Origin of the sequence: Nonomuraea sp. NPDC050733 (genome assembly GCF_040654215.1) — a bacterium.
Classification (GTDB): Bacteria; Actinomycetota; Actinomycetes; order Streptosporangiales; family Streptosporangiaceae; genus Nonomuraea.
Genome location: NZ_JBFAHO010000010.1, coordinates 1 through 10,731 on the forward strand (window position 1 = coordinate 1; position 10,731 = coordinate 10,731).

Below are 10,731 nucleotides of genomic sequence, written 5' to 3' on the forward strand. Positions count from 1 at the left end.
GAGGCCTCCGCGCGGTGAAGATTCGACACCTACACCACACCGGAGGCCTCTCCTTTGATCAACCCCCACTGTTAACAACGCTCGTGGTCAATACACCTAGCCGGCGGAGCCGCGGTCAGCGCCGGGGCACCGCCGCGGTGACGGTGGTGCCCTCGCCCTTCACGCTGCTGACCGACAGGTTGCCGCCGACCCCGGCGATGGCGGCCCGCATCCGGGCGACGCCGCGCCCCGCCTTCTCCGGCGGGAAGCCGCGGCCGTGGTCGCTCACGGTCATGCGCAGGCCGTCGGCGCCCGCGGTGACGGCCACCGACACGACGCTCGCGCCGCTGTGCCGCTCCACGTTGGCCAGCGCCTCACGCAGCGCCTCCAGGACGGCCTGGGCGACGGGGGCGGGCACATCGGCGGCGGGCAGGGCCCAGATCTCCACGCGGATGCCGGTGCGCTCCGACCACTGCGTCAACTGGCTCTCGAGGGTCTCGGCGAGGCCCCGCCCCTCACGCATGCGCGTTTCTTCCACCTCTGCTCGCCTTCCTGGGCATCCCGGACTCCTGGCCGGACCCCACACCGGCGTCACGCGCCGGATGCGCGCCCCCCTCAAGGTCTCGCACATCCCTGCGGGAAGGTGATGCCCATCTCCCCGTACGGCAAGGCTACCTGGCGGGTGGGAGGCGCACGGCGGGAGGATAGATTGCCCTGCCCGTACGGCTACGCGCCCCGCCCGCGCGGTCAGTCGGGCTGGTCGGCCTTGTCCGCGCGGTCGAGGCGGGCCAGGTAGGCGTTGTAGGCGTCGAGCTCCGGGTCGCGCGCGCCGCGGTCGGCCCGCCGGTCGGCGCGGCGCGCCTTGCGGTCCTCGTCGCCGTACCACTGCACGGCGATGGCCAGCAGCACGATGAGCGTGGGGATCTCGCCGAAGCCCCAGGCGATGGCGCCGCCGTCGCGCTGCTCGTCGATGAGCGGCCCGCCCCAGGTGCGGCCGAGCTGCTCGTACCAGTCGGAGGCGATGACCGTGCCGGTCATCATGAGCGCGACGCCGAAGAACGCGTGGAACGGCATCGTGACGAACAGTGTCAGCAGCTTGCCCACGTACGGCAGGCGGTGCGGAGCCGGGTCGACGCCGATGATGACCCAGAAGAACAGCGACCCGCTGAGCAGGAAGTGCAGGGTCATCGTGATGTGCCCGAGGTGCTCCTCCATGGCCGAGGCGAACAGCGGCGTGAAGTACAGCGCGTACGTCGAGACGATGAACAGGGCGGTGGCGATGCCCGGGTGGCCGACCACCTTCACGAAGCGGCTGTGCAGGATCGTGGTCAGCCACTCGCGCGGGCCGCGGTCGGCGCGCCGGGCGGCCGGCTTGAGCGCGCGCAGGGCGAGCGTGACCGGACCGCCCAGCACGAGGAAGATCGGCACGATCATGGCCAGGATCATGTGCTCGATCATGTGCACGTCGAACATGACCTTGGCGTAGCGGGCCAGGCCGCTCTGCGTGGCGATGACGAGGATCGCCACCCCCAGGAACCACGAGGCGGTGCGGCCCCACGGCCAGGCGTCGCCCCGCCGCAGGAGCCTGATCACCCCGGCGGCGTACAGACCGGCCAGGACGGCGGCCACGAGCGCGAAGAACAGGTCGAGCCACCACAGCGTGGCCAGGTTGGCCAGGGAGATCGGCGGCGGCATCGGGAAGCCGAGCAGCTCGAAGGCCCGGTCGGCGGGGAGGCTGACCTCCGGCGGGCGGGTGCGCGACAGCGCGACGGCGAGGCCGACGGTGGCCGCCATGAGCAGCGCCTCGCCGGCCGCCAGCCGGGTGAAGGCGCCGGGCCGGCCGCCCTGCAGGGCGGAGACGGTGCGCTCCCGGTGCCACCAGCCGACGTAGCCGAGCAGCACGAACGCGACGATCTTCGCCACGACGAGCACGCCGTACGACGACGTCCACAGGTCGGAGACGGCGGAGAGCCGGGCGACGACGCTGAACACCCCGGACACGCCCACGCCGATGTAGCACCACAGGGCCATCCGGGAGAAGCGGGCGGCGGCGATGTCGAGCCGCGGCTCGCGGCGGGCGGCGTGCAGGGCGAGGACGAGGAGGCCGCCGACCCACAGCGCGAGCGCCAGCAGGTGCAGCGACAGGGCGGAGGTGGCCAGGTTGTGGTTGGGCGAGGAGGAGGCGTGCCCGGTGAGAGCCGGGGGCAGCAGCGTGACCAGCGCGAACACCAGCAACCCGGCCGAGGAGCCGGCGGTGATGGCGCCCCGGGAGAACAGCGAGATGGCCACCGCGAACAGGATGACCAGCGTCAGCGCGATGCCCTGGCTGGTCTGGGTGGCGTAGGAGCTGAGGTAGTTGCCGGTGGAGACGGCCTGGAGGACGGGCTGCCCCCAGGAGTCGGAGACCTCGAAGACCAGGGTGAGGAAGGCGCTGCCGGCCCAGGTCAGAGCGGCCCAGGAGGAGGCCCGGACGTAGCCGGTGGCGGTCGTGCCGAGCATTCCCTTGTCGCTGGGCAGCAGCGCGGTGGCCGCCAGGAGCAGGCCCACGGTGAGGACTCCGGCGGCGTCCATCGCCAGCTTGGCCAGCGGCAGTCCCCAGCGGGTGAGCACGCCGGCGTCGGGCAGGCCGGCGATGATCCGGGGGAAGGCCGCGCCTCCGACGATCATGGCGATCACCAGGGCGGCGACCGCCGCTGCCGCCGCCGCGAGCGCGAGACGCGCGGCCCTGGTCACGGCCGCTTCTTGCGCATGCTGATGAGGAAGCCGACGCCGATCCCGGCCAGCGCGCCCACGACGACCAGCAGCCAGACGGGGAACGTGGCCGAGGAGGCGCCCTGCGCGGCCTGCGCCGTCGCCGCCGCGGCGGGGGCCGAGGAGGCCGGGGATGAGGAGGCCGGGGAGGAGGCGGGGGCCGCGGAGGGCGGCTGCGACGCCGTGGCGACCGGCTGGGCCGCCGCCGTCTCGGACGCCTGCGCCTCAGGCTTGGGAGCGCCCTTCACGGTGAACGGGATCTCGCCCTCGATGGGGTGGCCGTCGGAGGAGACGACACGGTAGGCGATGGTGTACGCGCCGTCGGCCAGCGTCTCCTTGAGCCGCTGGAGGACCACCGGCCCGTCGGCCTCGGCCGCCCCCGCCTGGTGCTGGGCGCCGTCGGCTCCGCGGACGATCACGAACGGCATCCGCACCCTGGCGCTGAACTCCAGCTTCACCTGCTCGACGGTCTTGACCGTGGACCCCTTGGCCGGGTCGCTGCTCTTGAGCGAGTCGTGCGCCAGGGCGGGCCCGGCGGTGCCGAGCAGGAACAGGGCGGCGAGGAACGCGGTGACTGCCGCGATCAGAGGTCTCTTCATGGCATCTCCAGGCTACCGACGCCACCGCCCGGTCCCTACCTCGGTTACAGCCCCGCGCAGGCGAGCGCTCGCCGGTAGGCCTCGACGCTGCCGTCGGCGTCGCCCAGCAGCTCCATGCTCTCCGCCGCGGCGTACCAGGTGCCGGCGACGCGACGGGAGTCGGGCAACGGCGTGAGCCAGTCGCGCACCGCGTTGAGCTCGCGCTCGGCGTCGGCGACGTGGCCGAGCCCGCCGTAGGCGCGGCTCAGCAGCAGGTGCGCCTCGGCCTCCTGCGCCCCCGCGGTCGTCGGCATCAGCTCCTGCCCGGAGCGGCCGTGCCGGACGGCCTGCTCGTAGTTGCCCGCCATGACCTCGGCGCGGGCCAGCTCGACCTGGGCGTTGGCCCGGTCGAGCGTGCTCGCTGAGGTCTGCGCGAGCTCCTCCTCGGCCCGCAGCAGCATGGCGCGGACCTCGTCGATGGCCTCCGGGTGGACGCGGAGCTTCAGGGCCGCGTAGGCGACGCGGGTGCGGGCGAGGCTGCGCGGCTGGCCGGTCTCCGACTGGATGGCCAGGGCCCGCTCCAGGAAGGCCAGGGACTCCTCACCGTGGCCGGCGCTCTCGGCCACGACCGCCGCGTTCCAGTTGGCGGCGATGACCGCCCTGGGCGTGCCCAGCATGTCGGCGGCGTTGAGCAGCTCGGCGGCGAACTGGCGGGCGCGCAGCAGGTCGCCGCTGTAGAAGTAGGCCGACAGCAGCGTGGCGCCGAGCTCCACCATGCCGTCGGTCCAGGCCGGGCGGGCCGCGCCGCCGAGGACGGCCTCCCCGACCTTGATCGCCTCGCTGAGCCGGTCGCTCTGCCGGTAGACGCGGCACAGGGCGACGGCGATCTCGATCCGCCTGTCGGGGCTGACGTCCTCGTCCTGCAGCCGGCCGAGCATGGAGATCGCCGCCTCCAGCTCTCCGCACGCCTCCAGCGCCAGCGCCAGCCCGAACTGGGTGTCTTGACGCAGTCCTGCGAGACCTGCGAGGTTGTGGTTGGCCAGCAGCTCGGCGAAACGGGTGCGGGCCTCCTGGACCTCACCGTTCTCGAGAGCCATCCTCGCGTAGCCGAGCGCGAGCTCGATGTCCTCCATCTGCTCGGCTGTCACGCCGTTGAGGAGGTAGGACAGCGAACAGTCCAGTTTCTGGGCCAGGAGCTCAAGGACGGCGGGCGTCGGAGTACGCTTGCCACTCTCGATCAGGGAGACGTAGCTGTCCGACAACTCCGGATGCGCGAGCTGCGCCTGGGACAGACCACGCTGCCGCCTCACCGTCTTGATACGGAGTCCGATCAGGTCAGATGTGGTCACAGGTCCCGCTCCCTGAGAGGATGATGTCCGAGCAACCCATAGGCGAGGGAGAACCCCCATGCGCACGCGCATTGCCCTGTCCGTACTCGTTGCGTTGTTGACGGCAGGTGTGGCCGTCGCAGGCAATGCTACGGCCGCGACAGCCGACTCGTCTCCATCCCAGTCGGACCAAATCATGGCGAAATTCGACATTCCCATGTGCTGCTGACCGCACCAAACGCTGAATCGGTGCCGGAGCCGCACCACGGTGTGGGCATGGTCCGTGCCGCCTTCCGCACGAGGCGGCATCGGCGGGCATGTCCCCCCATCAGGCGCCTCCGGCACGGCGCCGCCTCATCACCCGGCCCTTAGCGCCAGGAAGAAGTCGACCCGGTCGGCCATCGACGACAGGTCGCGGCCAGTGAGCTCCTCCACCCGCCCGATCCGGTAACGCACGGTGTTGACGTGCACGTGCAGCCTCTCACCGCAGGCGTTCCAGGAGCCCGCGCAGTCCAGGAACGTGCCGAGCGTCCGCACCAGGTCCGACTGGTGCCGCCGGTCGTAGTCGATCAACGGCCCCAGCAGCCGGCCGGCGAACGAGCGCCGCACGTCGCCCGGCACCGTGGCCAGCAGCAGCGCGTGCGTGTAGATCTCGTCGCTGGTCACCACCCCGCCCGAGCGGGCATCCGCCAGCCGCCTCGCGTGCGCGGCCTCCTCGATGCCGCCACGCAGGGCCGCCGCGCCGGTCAGCGCGCCGCTGAGCCCCACGCGCAGCCGCCCGCCCGGCAGCGCGGCCAGCACTTCGGCGCCCCGCCGCAGCCGCTCGGCCAGCTCGCCGGCGCTCGCGCCGCCCAGCGGCACCACCGCCACCGCGCCGTCGGCGCCGGTCGCCGCCACCACCTCGCGGCCGAGCAGCTCCTCCAGCGCCCGCCCGCCGAGCGTCGCCGCGTCGGGGCCGCGCGTGGCGGCGCTTCCCGGCGGGCCGTCTCCGGGGAGGGCGGCGCTCGCCACCACGTACGGCTCGTCGGCGCCGATGCCGCAGGTGCGCAGCCGGGCGGCCAGGCCGGCCGGGTCGGACTCGGTGAGGGCGGCCATGACGAGCTGCCCGGCCAGCCGCCGCTCGACCCGGCGGCCCTCCTCCATCCGGTTGCGTTCGAGGGTCACGCAGGCGGCCAGCTCGTGGCCGAGGTCGGCCCGGTCCATCAGGTCGCCCTCGCAGGCGAGGAGCCAGCCGGCCGCGCGGTGGCCGCGGCCCACGCCGAACACCGTGTGCGCGCCGGACCGGCAGGGCAGTACGGGCGCGGTGAGGTAGGCGCGGGCCAGCCGTACGGGGTCGTCCGCCTCGCCGGCGATCACCTCGCCGGAGGCGGACACGACGGCTCCGGTGACGCCCAGCTCGGCGGCGGTGAGCGCGAACAGCTCGGTCAGGCCCGCGCCCTCGGCGACGGCGGCGACGAGACGGCGGTGACGGCCGAGCGCGTCGCGGGCGTCGCGGATGTCGCGGGCGCCCCGGGGGTCGCGCGGGCCGCCGGGCGGGCGGGGCCCGGCCAGCTCGGCCAGCGCGCCGAACGACACCTCGGTGGGCACCTCCAGCAGCGGCAGGCCGGCGTCGGCGCAGGCGGCCACCACGTCGCCGGGGACGTGGCCGAGCCGGGCCAGGCCCGCGCCGAGGGCCGCCGCCCCGGCCGCCACCAGCGCCGCGACGAACCGCGCCGAGTCGGCGGGGCCGCGCCGCCACATGAGCCCGGTCAGCACCAGCTCGCCGCCCGACAGGTAGCGGCCCGGCTCGGGCAGGTCGGTGATGTGCACGCCGCGGAACTCGGCGCCGGGGTCGCCGGTGAGCAGCCGGAGCCGCAGCTCCTCCGCCGCCAGCAGCTCACCGATGCGCACTTGGAGGAATATACAAGTCCGCACCGTGGAGTGCGGACCGGGATTTCACTCGCCGCGCATTGGAGCAGCCGCGGCGACGGTGCTGTACTCGAAGGATGACCGAGACGGAGACGCGAGCCGGGACCCGGGCCGGCCCCCGGACCGGGGGCGTCGGCGCGAGCGCTCCGCGTCCCGACGCGACGCTGAAGGTGACGGGCGAGTTCGCCTACGCCTCCGACCTGTGGCTCGACGGCATGGTGTGGGGCGTGACGCTGCGCAGCCCGCACCCGTCGGCGTGGATCCGGTCGATCGACGTGGGCCCGGCGCTGGCGATGCCGGGCGTGCTGGCCGCGCTCACCCACGAGGACGTGCCCGGCGAGAAGTTCTACGGCCTCGACGTCAAGGACCAGCCGGTGCTGGCCGTCGACCAGGTGCGCTACCAGGGTGAGCCGGTGGCGCTGGTGGCGGCCGACCATCCGGAGACCGCCCGGCGGGCCGCGGCGGCGATCGTGGTCGGCTACGAGGTGCGGCCCGCGGTGACGGACCCGCGCGAGTCCCGCGACGTCGTGCGCCACCAGCCGGTGCGGGTGGGCGACACCTTCGAGGCGGAGGTCGTGGTCACCGGCGAGTACGAGGTCGGCATGCAGGACCAGGCGTTCCTGGGCCCGGAGTCGGGGCTGGCGGTGCCGGCCGAGGACGGGGGCGTCGACCTCTACATCGCCACCCAGTGGCTGCACGTGGACCGCGACCAGCTCGCGCCCTGCCTCGGCCTGCCGCCGGAGAAGGTGCGGCTGACGCTGTCGGGGGTGGGCGGCGCGTTCGGGGCCCGCGAGGACCTGTCGATGCAGGTCCACGCCTGCATGCTGGCGCTGCGGCTGGACCGGCCCGTCAAGATCGTGTACGGGCGGGAGGAGTCGTTCTTCGGCCACGTCCACCGGCATCCGGCGCGCATGCGCTACGAGCACGGCGCCACCCGCGACGGCCGCCTGGTCTACGTCAAGGCCGACATCCTGCTCGACGGGGGCGCCTACTGCTCCTCCTCCCCCGCCGTCGTGGGCAACGCCGCGTCGCTTGGCGCCGGGCCGTACGAGGTGCCGAACGTGCGGGTGGACGCGACCGGCGTCTACACCAACAACCCGCCGTGCGGAGCGATGCGCGGGTTCGGCGCGGTGCAGGCGTGTTACGCGTACGAGTCGCAGATGGACCGGCTGGCCGAGGCGTGCGGCCTGTCACCGGTGGAGATCCGGGTGCGCAACGCGGTGTCCCAGGGGTCGTCGCTCATCACCGGGCAGGTGATCGACTCGCCGGCGCCGCTGGCCGGGATGCTGCGCGAGCTGGAGGCGATGCCGCTCCCGCCGGAGCGCTCCGGCTCCGACCTGCGGATGCTGCCGGGCGGCGTGTCCCAGACCACCCACGGCGAGTCGGTACGGCGAGGCATCGGCTACGGCGTCGGCATCAAGAACATCTGCTTCTCCGAGGGCTTCGACGACTACTCGACGGCCCGGGTGCGGGCCGAGCTGGTCGGCGGGGAGCCGCACGTGACCGTGCACACCGCCGCCGCGGAGGTCGGCCAGGGGCTGGTGACGATCCAGTCCCAGATCGCGCGGACCGAGCTGGGCGTCGAGCACGTGACCGTGGCGACGGCCGACACCACGGTGGGCTCGGCCGGCTCGTCGTCGGCCTCCCGCCAGTCGTACGTGACGGGCGGCGCGGTCAAGGCCGCGTGCGAGGCCGTGCGGGCCCGGTTCGAGGGGCTGCCCGCGCGGGAGGCGCTGGAGAAGTTCGGCCCCATCGAGGAGACCCGCGAGTACCGGCACCGGCCGACGTACCCGATGCACCCGAAGACGGGACAGGGCGACTCGCACACGCAGCTCGCGCTGTGCGTCCACCGGGCCGTCGTGGACGTGGACGTGGAGCTGGGCCTGGTCAAGGTGGTCGAGCTGGCGGCCGTGCAGGACGTGGGCCGCGTCCTCAACCCGCAGGCGCTGGAGGGCCAGATCCACGGCGGCTCGGCGCAGGGGCTCGGGCTGGCGCTGATGGAGGAGATCCAGGTGCGCGACGGCCGGGTGCTGAACCCGTCGTTCACCGACTATCTCATTCCCACGATCCTGGACATGCCGCCCATGCGGCTGCGCGTGCTGGAGAACCCGGACCCGGCGGCGCCGTACGGGCTGCGTGGCGCGGGCGAGCCTTCGACGCTGTCGTCCACGCCCGCCGTCGCCGCGGCGGTGCGCGCGGCGACGGGACGAGAGTTGACGCGTGTTCCGATCAGACCCGAAGATATCGCCTTGTTCTGGGACCGGTCCGACGACGCGGTCTGACGACAGGCTCCCAACGGCGGCGAGGCCACTCCCGCCGGGGTCAGGGGGCCGACGACGGGGAGGGTATCCGATGGCGGACGCGCGTGAAGCGGCCAAGGCGGAGTTCGAGCGGTTCGACAGCGACGGCGACGGCCTGCTGACCGCGGCCGAGATCCGGCAGGTCAACCAGGCGCTGGGCGGTCAGGGCGTGACCGACGAGGAGGTCGAGGCGTTCATCGCGGCGGCCGACAGCGACGGCGACGGCCGGATCGGGCTGGAGGAGTTCGTCGCGCTGGTGGGCGGCGGCCGGCACGAGCAGGCATGATCGGCTCTTTCGCCGGGTAAGGGCACCGGCAGTCCCCCTCATGGCGAAGGGGGATGTCCGTGCTCGACAGGGTGTTCGAGCTGACGGGACGGGAGACGACCGTCGGGCGCGAGGTGCGCGGCGGTCTCACGACGTTCATGGCGATGGCGTACATCGTCCTGCTCAACCCCATCATCCTCGCCGGCGCCCATGACGTGACCGGGGCGAGGCTGACGATCGTGCAGCTCACCACGGCCACCGCGCTGGCGGCCGCGCTCAGCACGCTGCTGATGGCCTTCGTCGGCAACGCGCCGTTCGGCCTGGCCGCCGGGCTCGGGCTGAACGCGGTCGTCGCCTATCAGGCCGCGCCGTACATGACGTGGGCGCAGGCCATGGGCCTGGTCGTGCTCGAAGGCGTGGTCATCATCGTGATGGCGGTCACGGGCCTGCGCGCGCTCATCATGAACGCCATCCCGCTCGCGCTCAAGCACGCGATCAGCGTGGGGATCGGGATGTTCATCGCGCTGATCGGGCTGGTGGACGCGGGCTTCGTGACGGCGGGCTCGGGGACGCCGGTGCAGCTCGGCTCGACCGGTCACCTGACGGGGTGGCCGGTCACGCTGTTCTGCTTCGGGCTGCTGCTGATGATCGTCCTGTACGTCCGGAGGATGCCGGCGGCGATCCTGATCAGCATCGTCGTCACCGCGGTCCTGGCGGTGATCGTGGACGTGGTGGCCCGTGTGGAGCCCCGCTCGTGGGGCGTGGTGCGGCCACGGGTGCCCGAGAAGCTGGTCGCGCTGCCCGACTTCGGGCTGGTCGGGCAGGTGGACGTGTTCGGCGGGTTCGCCCGCGCGGGGGTGCTGACGGCGTCCGTGGTGCTGTTCACCCTGGTGCTGTCGGGGTTCTTCGACGCGATGGGCACGATCATCGGCGTGAGCGACGAGGCCGGGATGGTGGACGAGCAAGGGCGGGTGCCGAGGCTCGGGCGGATCCTCACGGTGGACGGGATCGCCGGCGTGATCGGCGGGGCGACCAGCTCGTCGGCCAACACGGTGTTCGTGGAGTCGGCGGCCGGTGTGGGCGAGGGCGCGCGGACCGGCCTGGCCGCCGTCGTGACCGGGGCGCTGATGGGGCTGACGCTGCTGTTCACGCCGCTGGCCGGGGTGGTGCCCGCGGCGGCGGCGGCTCCGGCGCTGGTGCTGGTCGGGGCGCTGATGATGATGCAGAGCAGGAACGTGCCGTGGGACGACCTGGAGATGGCCATCCCGGCGTTCCTCACGATCGCGCTGATGCCGTTCACGTACTCGATCACGAACGGGGTGGGCGCGGGGGTGATCTCGTACACGCTGATCAAGGCGGCGCGCGGGAAGTTCGCGGAGATCCCGTGGCTGCTGTGGGTGGTGTCGGCGATCTTCCTTGCGTACTACGCGATCGAGGCCCTGCGGGGGTGGGCGGCCTAGCGGATGTCGCCGGAGTTGCAGGCCACGCCGTTGCCGTCCGCGTCGACGTACCAGGAGTACTCCTCGTGCACGCCCTTGGTGTACGGGCCGCGGCCGGCGGCCACGGCCTCCTTGCAACTGGCGTACTTGCGGTCGGGAACGCGGCGGCCGGTCTGGGTGCCC

At 73.2% G+C, this 10,731-nt stretch carries 9 protein-coding genes; 3 read left to right on the plus strand and 6 right to left on the minus strand.

All coding sequences use genetic code 11. From position 1 onward, the window contains the following. Nucleotides 1-115 precede the first annotated feature (115 nt). From AB0H64_RS18695 to AB0H64_RS18715, 5 genes are all read right to left on the minus strand, one after another. Nucleotides 116-502 (minus strand): ATP-binding protein, encoded by a 387-nt coding sequence (locus AB0H64_RS18695; protein WP_357625734.1) that lies wholly within the window; start codon nt 500-502, stop codon nt 116-118. A 224-nt stretch (nt 503-726) separates the two neighbouring features. After that, nucleotides 727-2,712, minus strand: coding sequence for a cytochrome c oxidase assembly protein (locus tag AB0H64_RS18700; protein ID WP_357625737.1), 1,986 nt, complete (start codon nt 2,710-2,712; stop codon nt 727-729). Then, nucleotides 2,709-3,329 (minus strand): copper resistance CopC family protein, encoded by a 621-nt coding sequence (locus AB0H64_RS18705; protein WP_357625740.1) that lies wholly within the window; start codon nt 3,327-3,329, stop codon nt 2,709-2,711. Before AB0H64_RS18705 ends, AB0H64_RS18700 begins: the two co-directional genes overlap by 4 nt. A 44-nt stretch (nt 3,330-3,373) precedes the next feature. Further along, nucleotides 3,374-4,657, minus strand: a complete 1,284-nt coding sequence (locus AB0H64_RS18710) for a helix-turn-helix transcriptional regulator (RefSeq protein ID WP_357625742.1) — start codon at nt 4,655-4,657, stop codon at nt 3,374-3,376. A gap of 336 nt (nt 4,658-4,993) precedes the next feature. Further along, entirely contained in the window at nt 4,994-6,526 is a 1,533-nt protein-coding gene (locus AB0H64_RS18715) for a helix-turn-helix domain-containing protein (RefSeq protein ID WP_357625744.1), read from the minus strand. A 95-nt stretch (nt 6,527-6,621) separates the two neighbouring features. On the opposite strand from AB0H64_RS18715, the gene AB0H64_RS18720 reads away from it, so the two are divergent. The 3 genes from AB0H64_RS18720 (at nt 6,622) to AB0H64_RS18730 (ending at nt 10,569) form a co-directional block, all read left to right on the plus strand. Next, entirely contained in the window at nt 6,622-8,826 is a 2,205-nt protein-coding gene (locus AB0H64_RS18720) for a molybdopterin cofactor-binding domain-containing protein (RefSeq protein ID WP_357625747.1), read from the plus strand. 70 nt (nt 8,827-8,896) lie between these two features. Continuing rightward, nucleotides 8,897-9,130, plus strand: coding sequence for an EF-hand domain-containing protein (locus tag AB0H64_RS18725; RefSeq protein ID WP_310715935.1), 234 nt, complete (start codon nt 8,897-8,899; stop codon nt 9,128-9,130). A 53-nt stretch (nt 9,131-9,183) separates the two neighbouring features. Then, nucleotides 9,184-10,569, plus strand: a complete 1,386-nt coding sequence (locus AB0H64_RS18730) for an NCS2 family permease (RefSeq protein WP_357625749.1) — start codon at nt 9,184-9,186, stop codon at nt 10,567-10,569. Here AB0H64_RS18730 and AB0H64_RS18735 read toward each other — a convergent pair. Then, the coding region (locus tag AB0H64_RS18735) for an excalibur calcium-binding domain-containing protein (RefSeq protein ID WP_357626207.1) at nt 10,566-10,731 on the minus strand (166 nt) is incomplete at its 5' end. The two genes, AB0H64_RS18730 and AB0H64_RS18735, sit on opposite strands and share 4 nt — an antisense overlap.